General features: G+C 71.7%; 23 protein-coding genes and 1 riboswitch. Of the genes, 5 read left to right on the top strand and 18 right to left on the bottom strand.

The features are described 5' to 3' along the window. Positions 1-61: 61 nt before the first annotated feature. From ACTOQ1_RS30180 to ACTOQ1_RS30195, 4 genes are all read right to left on the bottom strand, one after another. Positions 62-844, bottom strand: coding sequence for a type III pantothenate kinase (locus ACTOQ1_RS30180; protein WP_350972521.1), 783 nt, complete (start codon positions 842-844; stop codon positions 62-64). Beyond that, complete coding sequence (locus ACTOQ1_RS30185) at positions 844-3,402, bottom strand: L-aspartate oxidase (protein WP_440071348.1); 2,559 nt, start codon at positions 3,400-3,402, stop codon at positions 844-846. Before ACTOQ1_RS30185 ends, ACTOQ1_RS30180 begins: the two co-directional genes overlap by 1 nt. 285 nt (positions 3,403-3,687) lie before the next feature. After that, entirely contained in the window at positions 3,688-4,503 is an 816-nt protein-coding gene (gene panC, locus ACTOQ1_RS30190) for a pantoate--beta-alanine ligase (protein WP_440071408.1), read from the bottom strand. 346 nt (positions 4,504-4,849) lie between these two features. After that, positions 4,850-5,740, bottom strand: a complete 891-nt coding sequence (locus tag ACTOQ1_RS30195; RefSeq protein ID WP_362695283.1) for a Rossmann-like and DUF2520 domain-containing protein — start codon at positions 5,738-5,740, stop codon at positions 4,850-4,852. Between the two features lie 331 nt (positions 5,741-6,071). Between ACTOQ1_RS30195 and ACTOQ1_RS30200 the strand changes: the two genes are divergently transcribed. Next, the gene (locus ACTOQ1_RS30200; RefSeq protein WP_440071349.1) at positions 6,072-7,037 is read left to right on the top strand and encodes an SAM-dependent methyltransferase; all 966 of its coding nucleotides are present in this window, start codon (positions 6,072-6,074) and stop codon (positions 7,035-7,037) included. Positions 7,038-7,226: 189 nt separating this feature from the next. On the opposite strand, the gene ACTOQ1_RS30205 is transcribed toward ACTOQ1_RS30200, so the two are convergent. Both ACTOQ1_RS30205 and ACTOQ1_RS30210 read right to left on the bottom strand, forming a co-directional pair. Further along, on the bottom strand, positions 7,227-8,426 hold the full coding sequence (locus ACTOQ1_RS30205; RefSeq protein ID WP_440071350.1) for a cytochrome P450: 1,200 nt from the start codon (positions 8,424-8,426) through the stop codon (positions 7,227-7,229). Positions 8,427-8,453: 27 nt separating this feature from the next. Next, positions 8,454-9,311, bottom strand: a complete 858-nt coding sequence (locus ACTOQ1_RS30210) for a TerC family protein (RefSeq protein ID WP_440071351.1) — start codon at positions 9,309-9,311, stop codon at positions 8,454-8,456. A gap of 234 nt (positions 9,312-9,545) precedes the next feature. After that, positions 9,546-9,661: riboswitch (SAM riboswitch) on the top strand. 52 nt (positions 9,662-9,713) lie between these two features. On the opposite strand from ACTOQ1_RS30210, the gene ACTOQ1_RS30215 reads away from it, so the two are divergent. From ACTOQ1_RS30215 to ACTOQ1_RS30225, 3 genes are read left to right on the top strand one after another with little or no spacing between them, the layout of a single operon-like run. Continuing rightward, on the top strand, positions 9,714-11,039 hold the full coding sequence (locus tag ACTOQ1_RS30215; protein ID WP_440071352.1) for an aminotransferase class V-fold PLP-dependent enzyme: 1,326 nt from the start codon (positions 9,714-9,716) through the stop codon (positions 11,037-11,039). A gap of 17 nt (positions 11,040-11,056) precedes the next feature. Further along, positions 11,057-12,241, top strand: coding sequence for an NADH-quinone oxidoreductase subunit D (locus ACTOQ1_RS30220; protein ID WP_440071353.1), 1,185 nt, complete (start codon positions 11,057-11,059; stop codon positions 12,239-12,241). 59 nt (positions 12,242-12,300) lie between these two features. Further along, positions 12,301-13,593, top strand: a complete 1,293-nt coding sequence (locus ACTOQ1_RS30225; protein WP_440071354.1) for an acyltransferase family protein — start codon at positions 12,301-12,303, stop codon at positions 13,591-13,593. A gap of 80 nt (positions 13,594-13,673) precedes the next feature. On the opposite strand, the gene ACTOQ1_RS30230 is transcribed toward ACTOQ1_RS30225, so the two are convergent. The 11 genes from ACTOQ1_RS30230 to dacB form a co-directional block, all read right to left on the bottom strand. Next, entirely contained in the window at positions 13,674-14,126 is a 453-nt protein-coding gene (locus ACTOQ1_RS30230; RefSeq protein WP_440071355.1) for a DUF3180 domain-containing protein, read from the bottom strand. Next, positions 14,123-14,620, bottom strand: coding sequence for a 2-amino-4-hydroxy-6-hydroxymethyldihydropteridine diphosphokinase (folK, locus tag ACTOQ1_RS30235; protein WP_440071356.1), 498 nt, complete (start codon positions 14,618-14,620; stop codon positions 14,123-14,125). The genes ACTOQ1_RS30230 and folK overlap by 4 nt, the downstream gene beginning before the upstream one ends. Continuing rightward, positions 14,617-15,006 (bottom strand): dihydroneopterin aldolase, encoded by a 390-nt coding sequence (gene folB, locus ACTOQ1_RS30240; RefSeq protein ID WP_440071409.1) that lies wholly within the window; start codon positions 15,004-15,006, stop codon positions 14,617-14,619. Before folB ends, folK begins: the two co-directional genes overlap by 4 nt. A 197-nt stretch (positions 15,007-15,203) precedes the next feature. Continuing rightward, positions 15,204-15,644 carry a nuclear transport factor 2 family protein gene (locus tag ACTOQ1_RS30245; protein WP_350972537.1) on the bottom strand — a complete coding sequence of 147 codons (441 nt, stop codon included), beginning with the start codon at positions 15,642-15,644 and terminating at the stop codon, positions 15,204-15,206. Continuing rightward, positions 15,641-16,492, bottom strand: coding sequence for a dihydropteroate synthase (gene folP, locus ACTOQ1_RS30250; protein ID WP_440071357.1), 852 nt, complete (start codon positions 16,490-16,492; stop codon positions 15,641-15,643). The genes ACTOQ1_RS30245 and folP overlap by 4 nt, the downstream gene beginning before the upstream one ends. 470 nt (positions 16,493-16,962) lie before the next feature. After that, entirely contained in the window at positions 16,963-17,553 is a 591-nt protein-coding gene (folE, locus tag ACTOQ1_RS30255) for a GTP cyclohydrolase I FolE (protein ID WP_440071410.1), read from the bottom strand. Continuing rightward, positions 17,550-19,559, bottom strand: coding sequence for an ATP-dependent zinc metalloprotease FtsH (gene ftsH, locus ACTOQ1_RS30260; protein WP_440071358.1), 2,010 nt, complete (start codon positions 19,557-19,559; stop codon positions 17,550-17,552). The genes folE and ftsH overlap by 4 nt, the downstream gene beginning before the upstream one ends. A 280-nt stretch (positions 19,560-19,839) precedes the next feature. Beyond that, entirely contained in the window at positions 19,840-20,397 is a 558-nt protein-coding gene (gene hpt / locus ACTOQ1_RS30265; protein ID WP_440071359.1) for a hypoxanthine phosphoribosyltransferase, read from the bottom strand. A gap of 12 nt (positions 20,398-20,409) precedes the next feature. Beyond that, positions 20,410-21,423, bottom strand: a complete 1,014-nt coding sequence (gene tilS / locus ACTOQ1_RS30270; protein WP_440071360.1) for a tRNA lysidine(34) synthetase TilS — start codon at positions 21,421-21,423, stop codon at positions 20,410-20,412. Between the two features lie 270 nt (positions 21,424-21,693). Further along, positions 21,694-22,788 (bottom strand): zinc-dependent metalloprotease, encoded by a 1,095-nt coding sequence (locus ACTOQ1_RS30275; RefSeq protein ID WP_440071361.1) that lies wholly within the window; start codon positions 22,786-22,788, stop codon positions 21,694-21,696. A gap of 51 nt (positions 22,789-22,839) precedes the next feature. Further along, entirely contained in the window at positions 22,840-24,216 is a 1,377-nt protein-coding gene (dacB, locus tag ACTOQ1_RS30280; RefSeq protein ID WP_440071362.1) for a D-alanyl-D-alanine carboxypeptidase/D-alanyl-D-alanine endopeptidase, read from the bottom strand. A 122-nt stretch (positions 24,217-24,338) separates the two neighbouring features. Here dacB and ACTOQ1_RS30285 point away from each other — a divergent pair, with 122 nt between their 5' ends. Then, positions 24,339-24,836, top strand: a complete 498-nt coding sequence (locus ACTOQ1_RS30285; RefSeq protein WP_329087576.1) for an inorganic diphosphatase — start codon at positions 24,339-24,341, stop codon at positions 24,834-24,836. Between the two features lie 187 nt (positions 24,837-25,023). On the opposite strand, the gene ACTOQ1_RS30290 is transcribed toward ACTOQ1_RS30285, so the two are convergent. Further along, entirely contained in the window at positions 25,024-26,310 is a 1,287-nt protein-coding gene (locus ACTOQ1_RS30290; protein ID WP_440071363.1) for an NlpC/P60 family protein, read from the bottom strand. Between the last annotated feature and the right edge of the window lie 335 nt (positions 26,311-26,645).

Genomic DNA, 26,645 nt, shown 5'->3' on the forward strand with positions numbered 1-26,645 from the left:
GCGGCGCGGGAACCGGTCGCGCGGCACGGGGGAGGGACGCCTCCTCCGTGCCGCGGCGCCCTCAGGGGGCGTTGCGGTGGTAGATCAGCCGCAGGCCGATCAGCGTGAGCCAGGGTTCGTGCATGTCGATCGAGCGCGCCTCGCTGACCACGAGCGGCGCCGCGCTGCCGGTGGCGACCACGGTGACGTCGTCGGGGTCGACGGCGAGCTCGGCCGCCATCCGCTCGACGATACCGTCGACCTGACCGGCGAAGCCGTAGATGATGCCGGCCTGGAGCGCCTCGACGGTGTTCTTCGCGATCACCGAGCGGGGGCGGATCAGCTCCACCTTGTGCAGCTGCGCCCCGGCCGCGGCGAGCGCGTCCACCGAGATCTCGATCCCGGGGGCGGTCACCGCGCCGACGTACTCCCCCTTGGCGGAGACGGCGTCGAAGGAGGTGGCGGTCCCGAAGTCGACGATGACGCACGGCCCGCCGTACAGCTGGATGGCCGCCAGCGCGTTGACGATGCGGTCGCTGCCGACCTCCTTCGGGTTGTCCATCCGGACCGGCACCCCGGTGCGGACGCCGGGCTCGACGATCACCGCGTTCACGTCGCCGTAGTAGCGGCGGCACATCTCGCGCATCTCGTTGAGCACCGAGGGGACGGTGGAGCAGATCACGATGCCGTTGACGTCGGCGCCCTTGAGCAGCGGCGACTGCCCGAGCAGCCCCTGGAGCACGACGGCGATCTCGTCCGCCGTGCGCCGGGCGTCCGTGGCGATCCGCCAGTGCTCGATGACGTCCTCGCCCTCGAAGAGCCCGAGAACGGTGTGAGTGTTGCCGACGTCGATGGCAAGCAGCATCAATTCCCCCGAAGGTCCAAGGCGATGTCCAGCGCCGGCGCCGAGTGCGTGAGCGCGCCCACGGCAAGGTAGTCAACACCTGTTTCGGCCACGTCACGAGCGACCTGGAGGGTCAGTCCCCCGCTGGACTCCAGCCGTGCCCTGCCGGCGACCAGCCGTACGGCCCGCGCCAGCTCCTCGACGGTGAAATTGTCCAACAGGATCTCCTCCGCTCCCTCGGCCAGCACCGGCTCGATCTGGTCGATCCGGTCGACCTCGACCTCGATCGGCAGGCCGGGGTAGGCGTCGCGGACCGCACGGAACGCCTCGGCGACCCCGCCCGAGGCCACCACGTGATTGTCCTTGATCAGCGCGGCGTCCGAAAGCGACATCCGGTGATTGGTTCCGCCGCCGCACCGGACGGCGTACTTCTCCAGGGCGCGCAGTCCGGGCAGCGTCTTGCGGCTGTCCCTGATCCGGGCCCCGGTCCCCTCGACGGCCAGGACCCAGCGGCCGGTGAGGGTCGCGATGCCGGACAGGTGGGTGAGCAGGTTGAGCGCGGTGCGCTCGGCGGTCAGCAGGTCCCGGGTGGGACCGGTGACGGTCATCAGCACGTCGCCCCTGGCGACACGCTCGCCGTCCTTGACCTTGCGCTCGGTCACCAGCCGGCCCTGGCCGAGGTGGGCGAACGCGCCCTCGGCCACGACCAGCCCCGCGACCACGCCGTCCTCGCGGGCCACCACGTCGGCGGTGGCGGTCTGGTCGGCGGGGATGGTGGCGAGGCTGGTGACGTCGCCCGCCTCCTGCAGGTCCTCGGCCGCGGCGGCCTCCAGGATCGCGGTCACCGCCGCCGGGTCCAGGCCCGCCTCGACCAGGTCGTTCTCCACCTGGGGCGGCAGGGCGGTCGCGCGCCGCCCGTGCGGTACGTATGTCATGGCGGGTCCCTCCGCTGTCAGGGTGGTGTCGAGGTGGCCCAGCCACCAGTCGTCGTCGCGCTCGGGAAAGTCCTCACGCCAGTGCGAGCCCCGGGTCTCCCGGCGTTCGCGGGCGGCCGCCACGAGCGCGGAGGCGACCGTCAGCAGGTTGGTGGTCTCCCAGGACTCGGTGCACGGCTCCACCGCCACCGGGGTCCACCTGAGGTTCAGCAGGGCCCTGGCGACCTCGCCCAGGGACTCCTCGCCGCGCAGCACGCTCGCCCCCCGGCTCATGTGCCCCTGGATCCTGGTCCGGGCCCTGGGGTCGATCAGGCCGGTGGGCCGGTCGTCGGGGGCCGGCTCGCCCGCGACCGGCCGCGTCGCGCTCTTGCCGCGGGCGGCCCGTACCGCGTGGATGTCGGCGGCGATGCGCCCGGCGAAGACCAGGCCTTCGAGCAGGGAGTTGGAGGCCAGCCGGTTGGCGCCGTGCACGCCGGTGCACGCGACCTCGCCGCACGCGTACAGGCCGGGCACGCTGGTACGGCCGCGCAGGTCGGCGCGGACGCCGCCGCTGGCGTAGTGGGCGGCGGGCGCGACGGGGACGAGCTGGGTGACCGGGTCGATGCCGTGCTCCAGGCAGACCGCGTGGATCGTCGGGAAGCGGGTGCGCCACTTCTCCTCGCCGAAGTGGCGGGCGTCGAGATAGACGTGGTCGGCGCCGGTGGCGCGCATCCGCCGCATGATCGCCTTGGCCACGACGTCGCGGGGGGCGAGGTCGGCGAGCTCGTGGACGCCCTCCATGAACCGGGTGCCGTCCGCGTCGACCAGTACGGCTCCCTCGCCCCTGACCGCCTCGGAGATCAGCGGCTGCTGGCCGGTGGAGTGCTCGCCGAGCCAGAGGACGGTCGGGTGGAACTGGACGAACTCCAGGTCCCTGACGACGGCGCCCGCGCGCAGCGCGAGCGCCACCCCGTCGCCGGTGGAGACGACGGGGTTGGTGGTGGCGGCGTAGACCTGTCCCATGCCGCCGGTGGCCAGCACCACGGCCCCCGCCGTGACCGCGCCCACCCCGTCGCGCTCGCCCTCGCCCATGACGTGCAGGGTCACTCCCGCGGTACGGCCCTCGGCGTCCTTGAGGAGGTCGAGGACGAGCGCGTGCTCGATCACCTCGATCCCCGACTCCGCGACGGCCTGGACGAGTGCCCGCTGCACCTCGGCCCCGGTGGCGTCGCCGCCCGCGTGCACGATGCGGTCGCGCCGGTGGCCGCCCTCCCTGGTGAGCTGGAGCGCCCCCGAGGCGTCGGTGTCGAACCGGGCGCCCACCGCGATCAGGCCGCGCAGCGCGCCGGGCCCCTCGGTCACCAGGGTCCGGACGGCCTCCTCGTCGCAGAGTCCGACTCCTGCGACGAGCGTGTCCGACAGGTGTTCCTCAGGGGTGTCCCGCGGGTCGAGCACGGCGGCGATGCCGCCCTGTGCCCAGCGGGTCGAGCCGGACGAGAGGACGTCCTTGGTGACGACCAGGACCTTCGCCCCGGGGTCGAGGGCGACGTACCGCAGCGCCAGGGTGAGGCCGGCGACGCCGGAGCCCACCACGACCACGTCCGCCCGGACCGTCCAGCCCGGAGGCGGGGCGGTCAACCTCTGGGGAATGGCCGGGATGCTCATAGCCGCCTCCTCGCGGGGTTCATTAGAGGCCGTTGATTTCGTCAGTGTGACGATAACGCGAGCTTCGCGGCGGCTGTTCCCCGGGGTGGGACATTTCGCCCGAACCTTGAAATCACCGCAGCTCGGGGACGCACACGGCGGCTCGCCACCGGCCGCTCACCGGTTACCGCCCGCCACCGGCCGCTCACCGGTCATCGGCCGCCGCCGGCCACTCGTCGGCCACCGCCCGCCGCCCGCTGGCCACCGGCCACCGGCCACCGGCTCCTGCCGGCGGGCGGCCGGGGGTCAGCGGATGTCGAGCGTGACGTTGTCGATCAGCCTGGTGGACCCCACCCTGGCGGCCACCGCGAGGATCGCCTCACCCGCGTGGCCGTCGCCGACCTCCGCGAAGGTCGCGGGGTCGACCAGGACCAGGTAGTCGAGCGCCAGCGAAGGCTCGGCCTCCAGGACGGCGAGCGCGGCCCGGCGGATCTCCGCGGGCGCGCGCCGCCCGGCCCCCGCCGTCAGGGCGCGCGACAGGGCCAGGGCCGTCACCCGGTCGTCCGGTGACAGGTAGCGGTTGCGGCTGGACAGCGCCAGGCCGTCCGGCTCGCGGACCGTGGGCCCGCCGACGATCGAGACCGGCAGGTTCAGGTCGGCGACCATCCTGCGGATCACCGCGAGCTGCTGGGCGTCCTTCTGCCCGAACACCGCCACGTCCGGCTGGACCAGGTTGAACAGCTTCAGCACCACGGTCAGCACGCCGTCGAGGTGACCGGGCCTGAACTCCCCCTCGACGACCGCGCCCATCCCGCCCGCGGAGACCCCGACCTGCCTGTCCGGCAGGTACATGTCCTCGGCCGAGGGGGCGAACACCACGCTCACCCCCTCGGCCTCGCAGACCTCGAGGTCGGCGTCGAACGTACGGGGATAGCGGGAGAAGTCCTCGGTGGGCCCGAACTGGAGCGGGTTCACGAAGATGCTCACCGCCACGTGCGCGGCCCTCTCACGGGCCAGCCGGATGAGCGAGCGGTGCCCCTCGTGCAGCGCGCCCATGGTCGGCACGAGCGCCAGCGCGCTCCCCCCGCCGGAGCCGGGGGAGGCGCCCGCGCCGATCCCCAGTGCCTCGCGGGCCTTGAGCAGCCCTGCGCGGTCGTCCGCCACGATCACTGGAACCTCCCGGGGGTGCTCCGGCTCCCGGGCCGGAGAGGAATGACGGTCGTCGGAATCCGCCGGTTCCCTTCGCCGGGCGGATTCGGCTCACCGGATCAGCTAACCCGATCGGGTCACCGGGGCGGGCACCGGGTCGGCACGGGAGCCCTCGGGGCCGCGCGTCGCCCAGGCCGATTTCGTACGCACCCGGGTCCCTCAGGGCGCACTCGCCTCCCCCAGGCCGATCCAGGTACGCCCCGGGCCCCTCAGGGCCGTACGGCGCCTCCCAGGGCGATCTCGTACGCCTTCGTGCCCCTCAGGTCCATATGTTGCCGCCCAGGGCGTCCAGGAGTCGCTCGGCGGCCTCGGGCTTGAGCAGCCCGGCCGCCAGTGCCCGGTCGGCGGTGAGCCTGGCGAGCGCCACGTAGGCGTCCGCCGCCTCGGGGGCGGCGAGGATCAGCGCGTCCACGTGCCTGCGGACGGTTCCGGCGTCGCCGCGCACCACCGGGCCGGTGAGCCCGGCGATGCCGAGCCTCAGCACGTTCTCCAGGGCCGCGCCGAGCAGCGGGCCGAGCATCCGGCCCGGCTGCTCCACGCCGATCTTCTCCAGCAGCTCCGAGGACTCCGCGATGAGCGTCACCATGTGGTTGGCCGCCTGGGCCAGGGCCGCGTGGTAGAGCGGCCGGTCCTCGTCGGCGATCCAGACCGGCTCGCCCTCCATCTCGATGACGAGGGCCTCGGCCACCGGGCGGAGCGGGTCGGGAGCGGTCACCCCGTACGAGATCCCGGTGAGGCGGCGCAGGTCGTCGTCGCGGCCGGTGAAGGTCATCACGGGATGCAGCGCCAGCGGCAGCGCCCCCGCCTTGATCGCCGGGTTCAGCACGGCCAGGCCGTACGCGCCGCTGGTGTGGGCCACCAGCTTGCCGCGCAGATCGGTGCCGGTCTCGACCAGGCCGGAGACCAGGCCGGGCAGCACGTCGTCGGGGACCGTCAGCAGGACGAGGTCCGCGCCGGCCACCACGTCCTCCGGCCGGGTGGGAACGAGCCCGAGCCGCTCGACCGCCCGCTCCCTCGAGGCGTCGGAGACACCGCTCGCCGCGACCACCCGGTGCCCCGCCCTGACGAGCGCGGCGCCGAGCGCCGAACCGACCCTGCCCGCTCCAACCACTCCGACGGCCAGCCGTGCCGGGCGATCGACTGCGTCCATGACGTCCCGTCCTTCGACCATGTGGGGCTCCGTGCCCGATTGACCAGCGTAACGGGCCATGCCGTCGCAACCGTGGCAAGACGCGGGTTCGTAGCGGTCGGTAGCGGAGGCGAGGCTCTCCCCGAGGGCTCCCGGCCGGGCGAACCGGGAGCGTACCGGGCCCGCCGGAGAGCCCGCAGGCCCGGCTCACGCGGCGATCCAGCCCGCGGCGCGCCGACGCGGCGTCGACAACGATCGCGCGAACCGGTGACAGAATGTAGTCATGCATTCACTCGAAGCGTCAGCGCGAGTCGATCTCGTTCCCCCGCCCCGGCGGGTAGCGTCTGAGAGCGTGTGGCTCACCTGGCGTGCCGCGATGGAGCATGCGCTCTACGGCGAAAGCGGCTTCTATCTCCGGGAGCGCCCCTCCAGCCATTTCCGGACATCGGTCGGCGCCTCCCCCGTCTTCGCCGAGGCCGTGCTGCGCGAGCTGGCCGCGATCGACGAGGCGCTCGGCGGCCCCGACGTGCTCGACCTGGTCGACATCGGCGCCGGTGAGGGCGAGCTGGCGGCGGGTGTGCTCGCCGCGGCGCCGCCCGCGCTCCGGTCGAGACTGCGGGTGACCGCGGTCGACCTGGCGCCCCGGCCGGCGGCGCTGCCCGAGGAGATCGTCTGGTCGAGGGCCGCGCCGGACGGGATCCACGGGCTGGTGATCGCCAACGAGTGGCTCGACAACGTGCCGGTCGACATCGCGGAGCAGACGGCCGACGGGCCCCGGCTGGTCATGGTCAACGTCACCGACGGTGAGGAACGCCTCGGCGGCAGGCCCTCGGAGGCGGATCTCGCCTGGCTGGACCGATGGTGGCCGATGCGGGCCGTCGGGGAACGGGCCGAGATCGGCAGGCCGCGCGACAGGGCCTGGGCGTCGGTGATCGTACGGCTGGCGCGCGGCAGGGCGATCGCGATCGACTACTCCCACGCCCTGGACGACCGGCCGCCGTACGGCACGCTGGCCGGCTACCGGGACGGGGCGATGGTCGCGCCCGTGCCCGACGGCTCGTGCGACATCACCGCCCACGTGGCGCTCGACGCCTGCGCGGCCTCCGGCGAGAGCGCCGGAGCCGTCACGACGGCGCTGACCACGCAGCGCGAGGCGTTGCGCGCCCTCGGGATCACCGGAGGCCGCCCGCCGGTCGAGCAGGCCAGGAACGACCCGCGCGGCTACCTGCAGGCCCTCGCGAGGGCCTCGGAGGAGGCGGAGCTCATCGCCGCGGGCGGCCTCGGCGGGTTCGGCTGGCTGTCGCAGAGCCGTCACTGACCCGCCGGACCGACGTCGTTCCCGCGGGGCCACGGTGCGGGCGGCGGAGCCGGCGGGGCGCCGCCCGGCCGCCGTGCCCTCGTCCACGGACGGCACGGGCCGGGCACACCCGTGGCCCGTCCGCGTCGCCCGCTCCGGCTGCTTCGTCCGAGGCCGGTTCAGACCCGCGCCTCCAGGTCCGAGGCCGGTTCAGACCCGCACGTCCAGGGAGGTGAGACCGCGGATGACGTAGCCCGGTCCCCAGACGGGCTCGGCGGCGAGTTCCATCTTCGGGGCCTTGCGCAGCAGGGCGCCGAAGGACTCGATCAGCTCGACCCTGGCCAGCGGTGCCCCGAGGCAGAAGTGGATCCCTGCGCCGAAGGAGATGTGCGGGTTGTCGGCCCGGCCCACGTCCAGGCGGGCGGGGTCGGCGAAGACCTCGGGATCGCGGTTGGCCGAGCCGAACAGCAGCGCCACCTCGGTGCCGCGCGGGATGTCGACCCCGCCCACCGAGATGTCCTCCAGCACCCAGCGCTCGAACATCTGCAGCGGGGTGTCCCAGCGCATCAGCTCCTCGACCGCCGTGGGCAGCAGGGTGTGGTCGGCGCGGAGCCGGTCCAGCTCGGCCGGGTTGCGGAACAACGACCACCAGCCGTTGCCGGTGACGTTGACGGTGGCCTCGTGCCCGGCGTTGAGCAGCAGCACGCAGGTGCCGACCAGCTCCTCCTCGGTGAGCCTGTCACCCTCGTCGGCCACCAGGGCGAGCGCGCTGATCAGGTCGTCGCCGGGGTCGGCCCTGCGGGCGCGGGCCAGCTCGACGAGATAGGCGGAGAACTCCTCGGCCGCCCGTACGGCCGTGTGCTGGGCCTCGACCGACGGCTGGAGCTCGTACATGCCGCAGATGTCGGCCGACCAGGGCCGCAGCAGGTGCCGGTCGGCCTCGGGGACGCCCAGCATCTCGGCGATCACGGTGACCGGGAGCGGCTCGGCGACCTCGGCGATCAGGTCTCCGCCGCCGCGCTCGACGAAGTCGTCCACCAGTTCCCCTGCCATCCGGGCGACCTTGGGGCGGAGCGCCTCGACCATGCGGGGGGTGAACGCCTTCGACACCAGCCGCCGGAGCCTGGTGTGCACCGGCGGCTCGACATCGAGCATTCCCGCCCTGATCACCCGCCAGAACGGGTCCTGGAACTCTGGGTCGTCCGGCCTGCCGAACTCCTGGTGCGAGGCCACGTGCAGGTAGGAGCGGCCGAGCCTGCGGTCTCGCAGCAGCGCGTTGACGTCGGCGTGCCTGGCCACCAGCCACTGGCCGGTCGGTTCGAAGAAGCTGACCGGCCGCTCCCGCCTCAGCTCGTCGTAGACGTCATAGGGGTGGGCGACGAATTCCGGATTCCAGGGATCAAAGCGCACGTAAGCATCGTAATCCCCGGTCCAGGATCAGGTCTGCTCGTCCGGCTTCCCCCTCTCGACCGGCTCGTCCGCCCGGCCCGCCGGGGTCTCCGCGCCCACCGGGGCCTCCGTGCCCTCCGGCGTCTCCGGGCCGGCCTCGCCGTCGGCCTCGTAGCGGGAACGCAGCTCGACCGGCTTCCGCCCCGCCTTGCCGCGCATCCGGATGTTCAGCAGCTCCACCAGCAGCGAGAACGCCATCGCGAAGTAGATGTAGCCCTTCGAGATGTGCTGCTCGAACCCCTCGGCGATGAGCACGACGCCGACCAGCACCAGGAAGGACAGGGCGAGCATCTTGATGCTCGGGTGCCGGTCCACGAAGCGGCTGATCGGCCCGGAGGCGACCAGCATCACGATGACCGAGACGATGACGGCCGCGACCATGACGCCCAGCTCGTCGACCATGCCGACCGCGGTGATCACCGAGTCGAGCGAGAAGACGACGTCGAGGATCATGATCTGGATGATCACCGAGGTGAAGGAGGAGGCGACCTTGCCCTCGGAGTGGTGGGCCTCTCCCTCCAGGCTGCCGTGCATCTCGTGGACGCTCTTGCCCAGCAGGAACAGGCCGCCGAGTATCAGGATCAGATCGCGCCCCGATATCCCCTGCCCGAAGACCTCGAACATCGGTTCGGTGAGCCTCACCACCCACGACAACGCCAGCAGCAGCAGGAGGCGGCTGAGCAGGGCGACGGCGAGGCCGAGCTTGCGGGCCTTGTCGCGCTGCTCGGGCGGGAGCTTGCCCACCAGGATCGAGATGAAGATGATGTTGTCGATTCCCAGGACGATCTCCAGGGCGACAAGGGTGAAGAACCCTATCCATATCTCCGGGCTGGTCACCCAGTCCATTGCTTCCTCCTTCGTCGGCCGGCGCCCGAACGCACCGCCGGCCCAGCTGCCCGAGTGCTTCTTCGACTGACTGCCTGGACGACCGGGGAACGCCGGGAGTTCCTTCCCCCTCATCACGCTTCGCTGTCAAATCCGCCGGGCGTTCCCGAGGACGCCCGCTCCGGCTCCGATATCGGGTTGATCACGTTTCGGACTTGCGGGGCACCGCGAGGTGTCGGTTATAGTTCCCCCGTAGGTCATGAGTGCCAGTGACAAGCCCCGGCTCGCTGGCCGGCAACCCTCGCGTCCGCGGCGGGGTGCCCCGGGTGAGGACCTGGTCCGGCACGAGGTGTGCCGGGCAAGCGCGGGCTCCAGGCACCTGTGTCATGGGTTGGGGTCCGATGACCTCGAAGGAGCCCTGGCATGTCCACCCTGACGATCTTCACCCCCGCGAGCCCCGCCCCCGTCGTCCCGGCCACCGCCGCCGCTCCGGTGACCGTCCCCGAGACCTACGCGTCCGGTGACCGCCCGATCCCGGCCGTGCTCGGCTCGGACCTGGAGGTCCCGGTCAGGGGCGGCAGGCTCGTCCGCTACGCCAACCTCGACTACGCCGCGAGCGCCCCCTGTCTGGAGCCGGTCAGCGCCGCCGTCGCCGCCGCGCTCCCGGCCTACTCCAGCGTCCACCGCGGCGCCGGGTACGCGTCCCAGCTGACCACGGCCCGCTACGAGCAGGCCAGGCACACGGTGCGCGCCTTCGTCGGCGCCCGTCCCGACGACTCGGTGATCTTCACCCGCAACACCACGGACGCGACCAACCTGCTGGCCCGCAGCCTGCCCGAGGGCACCACCGCCGTGGTCTTCGACACCGAGCACCACGCCTCGCTGCTGCCCTGGGAGCGGGTCGTGCGGCTGGCGGCCCCCGCCTTCCCCGGCGAGGCCGTCCGCGCCGCCGACGACGCCCTCGCCTCGATCGACGGCCCCAAGCTGCTGGTCGTGACCGCCGCCTCCAACGTCACCGGGGAGCTCTGGCCGATCGCCGCGCTGGCCCACATCGCCCACCGCCACGGGGCCCGCGTCCTCGTCGACGCCGCGCAGCTCGTCCCGCACCGCCGCCTCAACCTGACGGCGCTCGACCTGGACTACGTGGTCTTCTCCGGCCACAAGCTCTACGCGCCGTTCGGCACCGGCGCGCTGATCGGCCGTTCCGACTGGCTGGCCGAGGCCGAGCCGTACCTGCGGGGCGGCGGCGCGGTGAAGGCCGTGAACGACGACGGCACCGAGTGGCACGACGACCCCGAGGCCCGGCACGAGGCGGGAACCCCGAACGTGCTGGGCGCCGTCGCGCTCGCCGCGGCCTGCGACGCCCTGACCGCCACCGGCTGGACCCCGCTGGTCCGCGAGGAGGAGCACCTCCTCGAGCGCCTGCGCGCGGGTCTCGCCTCCGTCCCCGGCGTGCACGAGCTGTCCCTGTGGGGCCCGGACCACCCGCGCGTCGGCATCGTCTCCTTCGTGGTGGACGGCTTCACCGCCCGCGAGGTCGCCGAGGTCCTGTCCGGCGACTACGGCATCGGCGTCCGCGACGGCAAGTTCTGCGCCCACCCCTTCGTACGGCACCTGCTGGGCGCCAAGGACGGCGGCTGCGACGACGTCACCGCCTCCGCCGTCCGCGCCTCCATCGGCATCGGTACCACCTCCGAGCACGTCGACCGGTTGATCGACGCCCTGCGGGATCTTGCCTCGCGCGGCTGACGTGACAGCATGGCCCTATGACTGAAGGCGCGCCCCGCGAGCTGAGCGTGGGAATGGGGGCGGGGGCCGAGGCCGTGCGGGGGGCGCACGGCAAGGAGCTCGCGACCGAGGACATGATCCTCAACATCGGCCCGCAGCACCCGTCCACGCACGGCGTGCTGCGGCTGCGGCTCACCCTGGACGGGGAACGGATCAGCTCGGCCGAGCCGATCGTGGGCTACATGCACCGGGGCGCGGAGAAGCTCTTCGAGGTGCGCGACTACCGGCAGATCATCGTGCTGGCCAACCGGCACGACTGGCTGTCGGCGTTCGCCAACGAGCTGGGCGTCGTGCTCGCGGTGGAACGGATGCTCGGCATGGAGGTGCCGGTCAGGGCGGTCTGGACGCGCACGCTGATGGCCGAGCTCAACCGGGTGCTCAGCCACCTGATGTTCCTCGGCTCCTACCCGCTGGAACTCGGCGCGATCACCCCGGTCTTCTACGCGTTCCGGGAGCGCGAGACCCTCCAGGCCGTGATGGAGGAGATCTCCGGCGGGCGCATGCACTACATGTTCAACCGGGTCGGCGGCCTGAAGGAGGAGATCCCCGAGGGGTGGACGGGCCGGGTCGCCCAGGCCGTGGCCGACGTGCGGCGACGGCTGCCCGACATCGAGAACCTGATCGTCGGGAACGAGATCTTCCTCGCCCGCACGCGCGGGGTCGGCGTCCTCGACCGCGAGACGATCATGCAGTACGGCGTGAGCGGCCCCATCGCCCGCGCCTCCGGCGTCGACGTCGACCTGCGCAGGGACGAGCCGTACCTCGCCTACGGCGAGCTGCCGGTGAAGGTCGTCACCCGGTCGGCGGGAGACTGCCACGCCCGCTTCGAGGTGCTGCTGGAACAGGTGAAGGTCTCCCTCGACCTGGCCGACGCCTGCGTGGAACGGCTTCTCGACCTGCCCCCGGGGCCGGTCAACCAGCGCCTGCCCAAGGTGCTGAAGGTTCCCGAGGGCCACACCTACGCCTGGACGGAGAGCCCGCTCGGCCTGAACGGCTACTACCTGGTCTCGCGCGGCGAGAAGACGCCGTGGCGGATGAAGCTCCGCTCGGCCTCCTTCAACAACGTCCAGGTGCTGCGCGAGATGCTCCCCGGCCACCTGGTCGCGGACATGGTGGCCATCCTGGGCTCGATGTTCTTCGTCGTCGGCGACATCGACAAGTGACGAGTGACGAGTGACGAGTGACGAGTGACGAGTGACGAGTAAGGCACGGTTGGAACCGCATGACCGAACCCGGTGAGGATCAGGAGAGGGCGACTCCCCCCGCCCCCTCGGCGCTCCCCACACCCCCGGCGTCCCCCGCACCCCCCGCCGCTCCCGTTCCGGGAGCCTCCGGGCCCGCCGCGACCGGAACCGCCGGGACTCCCGCCGCCGCGACCACCACGACCACCTCGACCTCGGGGCCCGTACCGCCCGAGGTCCCTCCGGTCGAGGGCGGGCCACGGCGGGACCGGTACATCGACTGGCTGCGCGCGTTCAGCCTGATCGTCGTGGTCGTCTGGCACTGGGCGTTCACGATCCTGCAGTGGGGCCCCGACGGCCCCTCCCCGACGAGCCCGCTGGGCTTCACCTCGGGGCTGTGGATCCTGACGTGGCTGCTGCAGGTGCTGCCGCTCTTCTTCTACGTGGGTGGATACGTCCACCTGCTGTCGTGGAACCGGGCCTGCGAGCGCGGGGTGGGCATCGGCACCTTCGTGTCGCGGCGCATCCGGAGCCTCGCGATCCCCGCGCTGGCGCTGGCCGGGACCTGGATCGTGTTCGGCGCGCTCGTGGCGTGGGCGTTCGGGATCGAGTGGATGGACCGCGTGGTCCTGCTCGTCATCAGCCCGCTCTGGTTCATCGGCGTCTACCTCGTGCTGATCGCCCTGCTCCCGATCTCGCTCTGGCTGCACCGGCACTACGACGTGCTGGCCCTGATCTGGCTGGCGGGGGCGGCGCTCGTCGTCGACGTGCTACGGCTGCGCTACGGGTACGAGGCCGCGGGCTGGCTCAACATGATCATTGTCTGGGGACTGGCCCACCAGGCGGGTTTCTTCTACGACAGGGTGGTGGCGCTTCCCCGCCGCTTCGACGTCGCCATCCTGTGGACCGGGTTGTTCGCCCTCTTCGGCCTGGTCTACTCGGGCATCTACCCGGGTTCGATGGTGGGCGTTCCCGGCGACAAGCTCTCCAACATGGCGCCGCCCACCTTCGTCATCGTGGCGCTCCTGATCTTCCAGATCGGCCTGGTGGAGGTGCTGAGGCCGTCCATGGAACGCCTGCTCGAACGTCCCAGGTGGCAGCGCGTGAACGAGACGGTCAACCGCTTCGCGCTCCCGCTGTTCCTGTTCCACACGACCGGCATGGCGATCTGGGTGGCGCTGACCTGGTGGCTGGCGGGCGGCGGGCCCGGCATCGGGGTGCGGCCGGACCTGTTCTGGTGGCTGGAGCGCCCCCTGGCCGTCGCCGGGGCTCTGGTCTGCACGCTCCCGGTCATCATGCTCTTCGGACGCAAGTGGACGGCGAGACGACGCTAGCGTGGCCCCGCGGGAACGGAGGCCGGCGTCGCGCCCGGGCGGCGGACGGCCGGGGCGGGACCTACGCCGGGGCCGGCGCCTCAGCGATCGTCGTCCGCGGAGTCCTTGGGCACCTTGCAGCAGTGCTCCAGGTACAGGGCCGAGCAGATCAGCAGCACGCACACCAGCATCGACCCACCGGTGATGAAGAAGTCGCGGCGGGGGACCTCCTGCTCCAGCAGCTCCACCGTGTAGAGGGTGAACCCGGCGAAGATCCCGCCGAAGATCGCCCCGCCGTACGCGGAGGCCTTGGCCAGGGCGGCCAGGCGGGCCACGGCCAGGGGCTCGACGGGCTTGGTGTCGGGCTTGCGCTCGATCCTGGCCTTCGTCATCCACCCGCTGTAGAACTCGCCGATCGCCAGCAGCAGCACCGTCGGGATCGCCGTCCACGGCACGGTCGGCAGATCCGAGTAGAGCGGTCTGAGGAGCGCCCAGGTGAGGATCGCGAACACGAGGAAGATCCCGATGAGGACACCGGGGCGGGTGGGCTTCACACGGGCCTCTGGAGGGTCAGCTCGGGGCACGGCCGTACGTAGCCCTGGTCGAGACCGGCCAGCAGGTCGGCCACCCGGCGCCCGGACAGGACGGCGCCGGGGTCGGCCCGCACCCAGGGGACCAGCACGAACGCGCGCTCGTGCGCCCTGGGGTGCGGCAGGGTGAGGTCGGGGTCGTCCATGACGACGTCCCCCACGGTGATCAGGTCGACGTCCAGGGTGCGCGCTCCCCAGCGCTCCACCCGGACCCTGCCGAAGGCGTTCTCCACACCTTGAGCACGATCGAGGAGCGCCCGAGGTTCCAGCGCGCTCTCGGCGATCACCACCGCGTTGAGATAGGCGCCCTGTTCCGGACCGCCGACCGGGTCGGTCTCGTAGACCGGCGAGACCGCGACGAACGTGAGCTCCGGCTTCTCGAACAGGGCGTCGAGCGCCCCCCGCAGGGTGCCGAACCGGTCGCCCAGATTGCTGCCGAGCGCCAGGACCACCCTCATGCCCGGCCCCGGGTGATCGTCACGATCACGTCGTCGAACGGCAGCGGGATCGGCGCGGCGGGCTTGTGCACGCTCACCTCCGCCGCCTGGACGAGCTCGCGGGCCAGGCAGACGTCGGCCAGGCGCTGGGCGAGGGTCTCGATCAGGTCGACCGGCTCGCCTCCCACGACCCGCGCCAGGTCCTCGGCGAGCTCGCCGTAGTGGACGGTCCTGGTGAGGTCGTCACCGGCCGCCGCCGGCGCCGTGTCGAGGAACAGGGTGACGTCGACGACGAACTCCTGGCCGAGTTCCCGCTCCGCCGCCAGCACGCCGTGCCGCCCGCGCACCCGCAGTCCCCTGAGGCTGATCCGGTCGCCGGCCGTCCTGCCGGACCCGCCGGAGGGCAGGCCGTACGCCACGGCCCCGGACGAGCCCAGGGCCAGGTTCTCCAGCGGATCCAGCGGACGGCCGCCGATCGGACCGCCGGCCGGCTCGTCGGCCGGATCTCCGATCAGGTCGTTGACGCCGTCGTCGATCCGCAGGGGCCGCCCCCCGGCCACCGGGTGACCGCCACTCCCGCCGGACCGTTCACCGGTGCGCTCGCTCACGCGGCTTCCTCTTCCTCGTCCTCGTCGTCCCCCTGCAGCACGGGTGAGCCGTGGTGCAGCCAGAGCCGCCACCCCGCCGACGTCCGCACGAAGGTGTTGCTCGCGACCACCTTGCCCGCCGCGAAGCTGGAATCACCTTCGTCGCCCGCGGTGAGGATGTTCTCCTCACAGGTGAGGATGGCGACGTCGCCCAGGACCATGACGCGGACGTCGGTCAGCACGAACTGGATGTAGGGCGTGTTGGCCATGATGAGCGCCCACGAGCGCAGCACCTCCTGCCGGCCGTTCACGATCGGCCAGCCGGGGTGGACGCAGCTCACCTGCTCGCCCTCGATGTCCTCGGCCCAGATCTCGGTCATCCGGTCGAGGTCGGCGTCCTCGATGGCGGTGTAGAACGCCTGGTTGACCGTCTCGACGGCGGTGGTGTCGACGCTCATGATCTCGCTCCCTGAACTGCGGCAGCCACACGGACGGCGTCCGCGTTCGGACGGACGTCGTGCACGCGCACACACCAGGCCCCCGCCTGCGCGGCGAGCGCGGTCACGGCGAGCGTGGCATCGTCACTACGACTGAAAGGGCGCGGCACGCCCTCCGGGTCGGCCAGGAGGCGACCCAGGAAGCGTTTCCGCGAGGCCCCGACGAGCAGCGGGTAACCCAGCTCTCCGAGCCTGTCGATGCCCGCGATCAGCGCCCAGTTGTGTTCGGGGTTCTTGGAGAAGCCCAGCCCCGGGTCGAGCACGATCTGCTCCTCCGCCACCCCCTCGGCCAGCACCGAGGCGACCCGCTTGGCGAGCTCCTCGCGCACCTCGGTCACCACGTCGCCGTACACGGCCCTGCGGTCCATGGCGTGGCTGTGCCCCCGCCAGTGCATCACCACGTACGGCACGCCCGAGGCGGCCACGACCCTCGGCATCTCCGGGTCGGCCAGCCCTCCGCTGACGTCGTTGACCAGTTTCGCCCCGGCCCGCACGGCCATCTGGGCGACCTCGGCCCGCATGGTGTCGACGCTGACGGTGACGCCCTCGCGGCTCAGCTCCCGGATGACCGGCTCGACCCTGGCCAGTTCCTCCTCCAGAGGCACCCGCGCGGCGCCGGGCCTGGTGGACTCGCCGCCGACGTCGACGATGTCGGCGCCCTGCTCGACCAGCTCCAGGCCGTGACGCACGGCCACCGCCGGGTCGAACCACCTGCCGCCGTCGGAGAAGGAGTCGGGAGTCACGTTGACCACGCCCATCACGAGGCACCGGCCCGCGTCCGGCAGCCCGGGCACACTCCACGTAGTCATGGCGACAAGCCTAGGCGTTGCGCCCTGTACGCCCGTCTCGTGGGTCCGGCTTGCGCCATAACGAATCCGCACACCCGTCACAGGGCGGACGGTCCTCGGCCGGTGTCCCGCCCGGGACGTCTGGCTGGCATGCGTTCTCCTCCACTCGGAGTCGGCGGCTCCGCGAGACCCTCGGGCGTGGCCGTCTCGATCCGAGAGTCGGAGAGAACCCGATCGGGACGCCCGGCCCTGCCGGGTGTGGCGATATTAGCCCGACCAAGGTCGGCTTGGGGGACTTTCCCCGCCCCGCAGCCCTTTCCGGCCGCCGGCCGGGCCACGGGTCCGGCCGCGGGCACGGCCACCGTCCGGCCGCCGGACCCGCCACACCCCCTCCAGCCCCTCCACAACGCGGAAACCCCGCCCGGACCGCCGATCGGCGGTCCGGGCGGGGTCACGTCCGTACGGGCTCTCGAAAGCACGCGGGACGGCGATCAGCGGATGATGAGGGCCATCGCCTCGGCGCGGGTCTTGTCGCTGTTGCGGAAGTCCCCGCGCACGGCCGAGGTGATCGTCTTGGCCCCTGGCTTGCGGACCCCCCGCATGGTCATGCAGAGGTGCTCGCACTCGATCACGACGATGACCCCCCGCGGCTCCAGCACGTTCATGAGCGCGTCGGCGATCTGGGAGGTCATCCTCTCCTGCACCTGGGGGCGCCTGGCGTACACGTCGACGAGGCGGGCGAGCTTGGACAGGCCGGTGACCTGCCCCTTCGCGTTCGGGATGTAGCCGACGTGGGCCACGCCGTGGAACGGCACGAGGTGGTGCTCGCAGGTCGAGTAGACCTCGATGTCGCGGACGAGCACCATCTCGTCGTGGTCGACGTCGAAGACCGTGGTCAGGACGTCCTCCGGGGTCTGCCCCAGCCCGGCGAACTGCTCCGCGTAGGCGCGGGCGACGCGGGCGGGGGTGTCCTGGAGCCCGTCACGGTCGGGATCCTCACCGATGGCGATGAGGATCTCCCGGACCGCGCTCTCCAGCCGGGCCGCGTCGACCTGGAGCGGCTTGGCACCCCCCACGTTCAGTTCACGTCCTTGGGCGAGGCGTCGGGGTGACCCGTCCCCGCCGGAAGGGCGCCGTTGCCGCCGGCCGCCTGCTCGCCCGTGGGGAGCGCGCCGTTGCCGGACTGCTCCTTGCGAGACAGGATCGGCGGACGGTTGGAGGGCAGCCGCTTGCCGTAGCCGGAGTAGGAGGGCCTCTTCTCCTTGACGACGACCGGGGCGAAGATCTGCAGCACCTGGTCGCGGGAGAGGGTCTCCTTCTCCATCAGCTCCAGCACCAGGTTGTCGAGCACGTCGCGGTATTCGACGAGGATCTCCCAGGCCTGGTCGTGGCCGGACTCGATGAGGCGGCGGACCTCCTCGTCGATCGTGGAGGCGATCTTCTCGGAGTAGTCGCGCTCGTGGCCCATCTCGCGGCCGAGGAAGACCTCACCGTTGCCGCTGCCGAACTTGCGGGCGCCGAGCTGCTCGCTCATGCCGTACTCGGTGACCATGCGGCGGGCGATGGAGGTGGCCTTCTCGATGTCGTTGGAGGCGCCGGTGGTGGGCTCGTGGAAGACGAGCTCCTCCGCCGTACGGCCGCCGAGGAGCATCGCGAGCTGGTCCAGCATCTCCGAGCGGGTCGCGAGGAACTTGTCCTCCATCGGCAGCGTCATCGTGTAACCGAGGGCGCGTCCGCGGGACAGGATCGTGATCTTGTGGACCGGGTCGGAGTTGGGCAGCGCGTGCGCGACCAGGGCGTGCCCGCCCTCGTGGTACGCGATGATCTTCTTTTCCTGGTCCGACATGACGCGGGACTTGCGCTCGGGGCCGGCCATCACGCGGTCGATGGACTCCTCGAGCAGCTCCATCGTGATCAGCTTCTCGTCGGCCCGCGCGGTGAGCAGCGCGGCCTCGTTGATCACGTTGGCCAGGTCGGCACCGGTGAAACCGGGCGTCCGGCGGGCGATGATGTCGAGGTCGACGCCCTCGGCGAAGGGCTTGCCGCGGCCGTGCACCTTGAGGATGCCCTTGCGGCCCTCGAGGTCGGGGCGGTCGACGGTGACCTGGCGGTCGAAACGGCCGGGACGCAGCAGCGCCGGGTCGAGGATGTCGGGCCGGTTGGTCGCGGCGATCAGGATCACGCCGCCCTTGACGTCGAAGCCGTCCATCTCGACGAGGAGCTGGTTCAGCGTCTGCTCGCGCTCGTCGTGGCCGCCGCCGAGACCGGCGCCGCGGTGGCGGCCCACCGCGTCGATCTCGTCGATGAAGATGATCGCCGGAGCGTTCGCCTTGGCCTGCTCGAACAGGTCGCGGACCCGGGAGGCGCCGACACCGACGAACATCTCCACGAAGTCGGAACCGGAGATGGAGTAGAACGGCACCCCGGCCTCACCGGCGACGGCCCTGGCGAGCAGGGTCTTTCCGGTTCCGGGCGGGCCGTAGAGCAGGACGCCCTTGGGGATCTTGGCGCCGATCGCCTGGAACTTCGCCGGGGCCTGCAGGAACTCCTTGATCTCCTGGAGCTCCTCGATGGCCTCGTCGGCACCCGCGACGTCGGCGAAGGTGGTCTTCGGGGTGTCCTTGGTGATGAGTTTCGCCTTCGACTTGCCGAAGTTCATCACCCGGGAGCCGCCGCCCTGCATCTGGTTCATGATGAACAGGAAGAACAGCACGATGAGAACGATCGGCAGGAAGCTCACCAGGAGCCCGAGAAGGAAGTTCTCCTTGGGCACGTCGACGTTGTATCCGCCGGGCAGCTTGTTGGCGGCCTCGGCCGTCTGGAGCCTGTCGGCGAGCTGCACGCCCTGGCCCGTCACCCACGAGGAGTAGTAGCGCTTCTTGTCGGTCAGAGTGACCTCGATGCGCTGGTCCTTGTCGATGATCTTGGCGTTGGAGACCTTGCCCTCGTCGATCCAGCTGATGATCTGGGAGGTGTCGCGTCTCTCGAAGTTGCCCTCACCGCCCCACATGGTGGTGACGAGAAGAAGCAGAACGACGATGCCCAGGATCCACAGCAGTGGCCCACGTGTAAATCGCTTGAGATCCATCCGATGCGGAACCCCGGCGGGCCCGTCCCTTCCTGACCAGAGCCTGGCAACCCCGGGCGAACCCGGGGTTCGCGGTATCCCTAACCGCTCCAACTGACTACCCAGAGACGGCGGGAGGCCACCTCTTCGGTTGTCCGAAGGTACACCGGCGTGGCGCGCGGGGTCACCGCGCGGACAGACCGGCTTTGCCCTACCAACGTACGTCAGGTAGGTCCGTGTTCCCCGCCGCTATGGGCAATGTCGCGTTTGTGGATGGCTCGCTTCGCGCAGGGCGTACTTTTCAGCCCGCTCCGTATACGTGAGGGGCGAGAGTTCCGATGAAGGGAAGGTTGCGGTAGCGCTCGGCGTAGTCGAGGCCGTAACCGATCACGAACTCGTTGGGGATGTCGAAACCGACGTACTTCACGTCGATCGGCACCTTGACCGCGTCCGGCTTGCGCAGCGCGGCGCAGATCTCCACCGAGGCGGGGTTGCGCGACTTCAGGTTGTGGACCAGCCACGACAGGGTCAGGCCGGAGTCGATGATGTCCTCGACGACCAGCACGTGGCGTCCGGCGATGTCGGTGTCGAGGTCCTTGAGCACGCGCACGACGCCCGACGACCTGGTGCCCGCCCCGTAGGAGGAGACGGCCATCCAGTCCATCTGCACGGGCAGGTGCAGGGCCCTCGCCAGGTCCGCCATCACCATGACCGCGCCCTTGAGCACGCCCACGATCAGCAGGTCCTCGCCCGCGTAGTCCTCGTCGATCCGGCTCGCGAGCTCCTTGATCTTGGCTTGGAGCTCTTCCTCGGGAATGAGGACCTTCGAGAGGTCCCGGCCCATATCGGCTGCGTCCACCTGGGATTTTCCTTACGAAACGGGGCTGGCTGGCTGTCTGGCGAGTATCAGGGTGTCATACCGCCGAACCGCGCCCACCCCCCCGGGCACCTCTACGCGCCGCTGCCCCCGCCACGCCGTGACCAGACGGTCGACCTGCAGGACGTGCGAGGCCGCCAGCGTGCCCGGCGGCGATCCCGCGTCGATCGCCGCCCTCCGCAACACCCTCCGCCGCACGGCGGCCGGGAGCTCCTCCAGGTCCCGTACGGCCACCGTCACCGTGCTGATATCGCTAAGAGCGCAATCCCGTACGGCGACGCGGGCGTAGACCTCCCCGGCCCAGGCGTCCAGCGCGTCGGCGTCGTCGCGGCACAGGGACGCGGTCCTGGCGAGCGCCTCGGCGACGCCGGGGCCGAGCTCGTCCTCCAGGGCGGGCAGCAGCCGCTCCCGGACCCGGACCCGGGTGTATCGGGGGTCGAGGTTGTGCGGGTCGTCCCACGGGGTCAGGCCGAGCGCCGCGCAGGCCGCCGCGGTCGTCGCCCGGCCGAGCTCCAGCAGCGGCCGCCGGTAGATTCCGGCCCGCGCGGGCATCCCGGCCAGTGACCGGGTGCCGCTCCCCCTGGCCAGCCCGAGCAGCACGGTCTCCGCCTGGTCGTCCCTGGTGTGCCCGAGCAGCACGGCCGCCGCCCCCAGGCGCTCCGCCGCCTCGGACAAGGCGGCGTACCTGGCCTGCCTGGCCGCCGCCTCCGGCCCTCCCGAGGTGCCGACGGAGACGGGCAGCGCCTCGGCGAGGTCGAGTCCCAGGCCGGGCGCGAGCCGCACGACGGCGCCCGCGCGCTCGCCCGAACCCTCCTGCAGGCCGTGGTCGACGCTGAGCAGGCCGGCGCGGAGCCCGGCGCGGGGCGCCGTGAAGCCCAGCGCGGCGGCCAGGGCCAGGGAGTCGGCGCCGCCGCTGCACGCGGCCAGCACCAGAGCGCCCGGCTCCAGGTCGCCCAGCGCGAGCCGTACGGCGCGCCGGATGTCGGCGACGGCGGGATGCGGACCCATGCCCGCCATTGTCCAGGCCCCGGACGGGACGGCGACACGACCACCCCGCTCACGGCCCGGCGTGACCGGCGGGGTGAGCGCGGCCAACGGAGTCAGCGCGGTCGGCGAAGTGAGCGCGGTCGGCGGAGTCAACGGGGTGAGCGCGGCCAACGGAGTCAGCGCGGTCGGCGAAGTGAACGCGGTCGGCGGAGTCAACGGGGTGAGCGCGGCCAACGGAGTCAGCGCGGTCGGCCGGACGGCCCGATCGGATCGGGCCGTCCGGCCGACCGGTCAGCCGACGGTGCCGCTGGCCTCGGGAATGGCCGGGGTGCCGATCACCCTGGCGATCCAGCGCTCCGGCTTGGCGATCTCCGCCTGGGTGGGGAGCGTCTCCGGCGAGGTCCAGATCTTGTTGAAGCCGCCGATGCCCACCTGCCCCACGACCGTGCGGACGAAGGCCGATCCCTCGGCGTACTGCTTCATCTTGAGGTCGAGGCCGAGCAGCCTGCGGATCGTGCGGTCGAGCCGGGAACCGCCCTCGCGGCGGTGGTGGAACTTGGCGCGGATGTCGGCGACCGAGGGGACCACCGAGGGGCCCACCGCGTCCATGACGTAGTCGCCGTGCCCCTCGACCAGGGTCATCACCGCGGTGAGCCGATCGAGGATCACCTTCTGCTCGGGCGTCTGGATCGCGTCGATCAGGTTGCCCTCCCCGCCCCTGACGACGTCCGTGAACGTGCCGGCGGCCGAGCGGAGCCGCTCCAGCAGCGCGGACAGATCGATGTCGGAGGCGAGCAGGAAGTCGGTCGTCTGCGTACTGACGTACTCGCGCAGCCAGGGCACGCCGGTGAACTGCACCCGGTGGGTCTCCTCGTGCAGGCAGACCCAGAGACGGAAGTCACGCGGGTTGACGTTGAGCTCCTGCTCGGCGTGAACGATGTTGGGCGCGACCAGGGTGAGACGTCCCGTGGGCGCCTGGCCGGTCGGGTCGGGCGGCAGGAACAGCTCGTACTGCCCCAGGACGCGGGAGGCGAGAAAGGCCAGCACCGCGCCCACCTCGACCCCGGTGACGCGCGAGCCCACCGCGCTCACGATCGCCGGCGTCTGGTTCCCCCGGGCGGCCATCCGCTCGGTGAGCGGCTCCAGCACCACCCGGAAGCCGTCGACGTTGGCCTTGATCCAGCCGGGCCTGTCGACGATGGTCGCGGGTTGCGGCGCGGTCTCGGTGTCGATTCGGGTGAACTCGCGGACGTGCCCCTCGGCCTCACGCGAGAGCCGCCGTAGATCGGCGACGGCCTGCCGGGCCTCCTCTCGGCTGACTTGCGGCCCGGGGCGCACCAGGCGCGTTCCGGTCGCTACGGCAAGATCCCAGTCGATCACCTGCATACCGTCCACCGTACGTGCTCTCCCGTCGACTCGCGCACCCGGAACCCGTGATCAGCCGGCGGCGACCGCGGCGGCGAGCCTGTCGAGGGCCGCCTCGGCCTTGCCCCAGCCCGGCGGGACCCTGTCCGCCATGAAGGCGAAGGTCACCATGCGTCCGCCCCGCGTGGTGGTCATGCCCGCCAGGGTGTTGACCCCGTCGAGGGTGCCCGTCTTGGCGCGGATCAGCCCGTAGGCGGAGCGGAGCTTGTCGAACCGGTGCCCGAGGGTGCCGCTGAAGCCGGCGACCGGCATGCCGCTGATGATCGGGTGCAGGCCGGGATTGGCCGGGGAGGCCGCCGCCGCGACCAGGCGGGCGAGCGCCTCGGGGGCGATGCGGTTCTTCGGTGACAGCCCGCTGCCGTCGAACACCCGCACGCCCTTCGCCGCGCCGAGCCGGGTCAGCACCTTGCCGACGGCCGCGGCGCCGCCGTCGAAGGAGGCGGGCTCCCCCTCCTTGATCGCCACGTGCCTGGCCAGCGCCTCCGACAGGTCGTTGTCGCTGAGCGTGAGGGCCCGCTCGACCAGGGCGTAGACCGGAGCGGAGTCGACCCGGGCGAGCTCCTGCGCACCGGCCGGGGCCTTGGACCGCCTGGCGGACTTGGAGACCGTGACCCCGTACTTCGACAGCAGTGACACGAACGCGGCGTGCGCCGTGCGGGAGGGGTCGGAGACCCGCTGGTCGCTTCCCCGCGAGACCCTGCCCTCGTCGATCATGAGCGCCGTGACGGGGGCGACGCTGCCCTCGGGGACGTAACCGGGCTTCCAGGTCGCGGCGGTACGCGGTCCCGTGTAGAGGGAGTCGTCGTAGGCCACCGTCACCTTGGACACGCCGGCTTCCTTGAGCGCCCTGGCGGTACGCGAGGCGAGGGTGGCGAGCGAGGCGGGCCGGGGATAGACCGTGTTTCCCGTGCTCCCCGCCGTCCTGGGACTCGCCAGGGTGGGATCGCCGCCGCCGACGAGGATGATCGAGCCGGGAGAGGAGCCCCGCACCACGCGGGTGCTCAGCCTGGTGTCGGGTCCCAGCGAGGCCATCGAGGCGACCGCGGTGACGACCTTGGTGGTGGAGGCGGGGGTGATGCCCGTGGCCGCGCCGCTGCCGAACAGCAGGGCGCCCGTCTCCGCGTCGAGGACCGCGGCGCCGACACTTCTCCCCAGGGCGGGGTCACCCAACGCCTCGGTCAGCCGCTCCGCCAAAGTACCCTTGGCGGGGAGAGGGCCGTTCCCCCCCGCGGCCAGCACCGGACCCGCGGTGATGACCGGGACGGGGGGCGGCTCGGCCGACGCGACGATCGTCTCGGGCTCACCTTCCACCAGCACATCGCTGGTGAGCAGGTGTGCCCCGGCCGCGACGACGAAGATCTGCAGCAGGACGAGAGTGACCAAGGCCACCCACCGCTCACGCCGCATTATCGTCGCCGTCCTCTCATCATCGGTATCCAAAAGGCATAAATCGCCTACGAGACATTAACGCCCAACCGGGGGTGCCCGGGGGCCTGAGTGGAGGAACCGCGGTGGAGTTCGACGTTCTCGTTGAGATTCCCAAGGGGCAACGGAACAAGTACGAGGTGGACCACGAGTCAGGCCGCATCAGGCTCGACCGCATGCTCTTCACCTCCACGCAGTACCCCGCCGACTACGGCTTCATCGAAGACACGCTCGGCGAGGACGGTGATCCACTCGACGCCCTGGTGCTGCTCCAGGAGCCGACCTTTCCCGGCTGTCTGATCAAGTGCCGGGCGGTCGGCATGTTCCGCATGACCGACGAGAAGGGCGGCGACGACAAGGTCCTGTGCGTCCCCGCCACCGATCCCCGGATGGAACACATCCGCGACATCCACCACGTGCCGGAGTTCGACCGCCTGGAGATCCAGCACTTCTTCGAGGTCTACAAGGATCTGGAGCCCGGCAAGTCGGTCGAGGGCGCCAACTGGGTCGGCAGGGTGGAGGCCGAAGAGGAGATCGTCCGCTCCATCAAGCGCGCCAAGGACGAGGTCCACGGAAAGCACTGATTCGTGACCGGATCATTGCCCGGTCTTCGGCCGGCCGCCCCTTGGCCGGTCGTCTTCCGGACGGTCGTCCTTTGACCGGTCGTTCATCGGATGATCGGTTTTCAGCCGGTCGTTCGTCGAACGGCCGGCCTTTGAACGGTCGCCCATCGGACGGTCGGTCCTTGGCCGGTCGGTCCTTGGCCGGTCGTCACGCGGGACGGGTCGCGCCGACGAGGTCGCTGCGCCACATCGGCGCGACCCTGACCACATCCCCCGTCTGCGGGGCGTGCACCATCAGCCCCCGGCCGATGTAGATCCCCACATGGTGGATGTCGCCGGGGTTCTGGGTGATCTGCCCGTAGAAGAGCAGGTCGCCCCGCTGGAGCTCGCTGAGCCGCACGTGCGGGCCCGCGGTCCACTGGGTGCCGGTCCAGTGGTCCATGACGACCCCGACCCGCTCCCAGGCCCGCATGGTCAGCCCCGAGCAGTCGTAGGCGGCCGGCCCGTCGGCCGCCCACACGTACGGCTTGTCGAGCTGGGTGAGCGCCCAGTCGGCGGCGATGTCGCCCCTGGCGGAACCGGCCGTCACGTTGAGCGCCCAGCGTGACGCGGGCTCTCCCGAGGCCACCGCCATCCGCGCCGCCTCGCGGCGCGCGGCGGCCGCCTGATACCGAGCGCGCTCGGCGTTCTCCCTCGCGATCCTGGCCTGCTCCAGGGCCGCCTCACGCTTCCTGGCGAGCAGGTCGGCGGCGCCGCGCGCCTCTTCGGCCAGCTTCTCCAGCCGCGCCTGCTCCTCCTTGATCCGCCGGGTCTCGTCGACCTGCCTGGCGACGGCCTCCTGTGCCGCGAGCTTCGTCTCCTCGGCCCTCGCCTGCGCCTCCCGTTGCACGGCGTAGGCGTCGTCCGCCTGCGCCTGGAGGATGGCGAAGACCTCCTGGGCCTCGCGTAGCTGCTTGAGCGTCTCCGCCTGCCCTCCGCCCATGTGGGCGAGGATGCTGGCCCTGCGCAGGTAGCCGTCGTCCGTGGGGCCGCCGCTGTCGGTCATCATGGCCATCATGGGCTGGGCGATGTCCAGCCCGCCGTAGTTCTGGGCGGTGATCGCGGCCACCGCCTCCCGGGCCTCCCCGACCTCGGAGCCCGCCGTCCTGGCCCGCTCGGCCGCCTGCTCGGCGAGCCTCTTGGCGCGAGCCGTCTTGACCAGCTCCCCGTTGTACGACTCGACGAGCCGCTCCGCCTGGGCGACCAGCTCCTCCAGCCTGGCCTGCGCCTCGGCGACCAGGACCGTGGTCGAGCCGAGCCTCTCCCCGCGCTCGCGGGCCAGTGCCCGCGCTTCGGCCACCTCGTCGGCCGACGGGCCCGACACACCGCCCGGCGCGGCGTCGCCCGGCCCCGGCCGGCCAGGAACAGCGCCGGCGGGGAGCCCCGGCCCGGCGATCAGGCAACAGGCGAGGCCCGCCACCGCGGCGGCATGACGGCGCCGTCTGACTGAATGCATGCGTCTCCCCCCGGAGTCCCCTTGAATACCGCGTGTCGCGGTCTCACCGCGTGTCGCGGTCCCGCCGCACGACACGGCGCGTCGCCGCGTGCCAGGCGGCGGCCTACCTCAACATTCCCGCTCGTCACTCTCCGCACACATGTCACTCACACCCCGTAGTCACCGCCCGCCACAATACCCCCGTCGGCAGGGGCCTCGGCCCCCGTATCTCACACCCGATCTCCTGTACGGCGGGTGCGCGGCGGTTTTCTCCCCGGACGTCCGTACGGCCCGCCCGGCGAAGGTCCGGGGCGGGCCGAGAGCAGGGGCCGGAGAACAGAGAACAGAGTTCGGAG

The organism is Streptosporangium sp. OZ121 (assembly GCF_051918885.1).
Lineage (GTDB): Bacteria > Actinomycetota > Actinomycetes > Streptosporangiales > Streptosporangiaceae > Streptosporangium.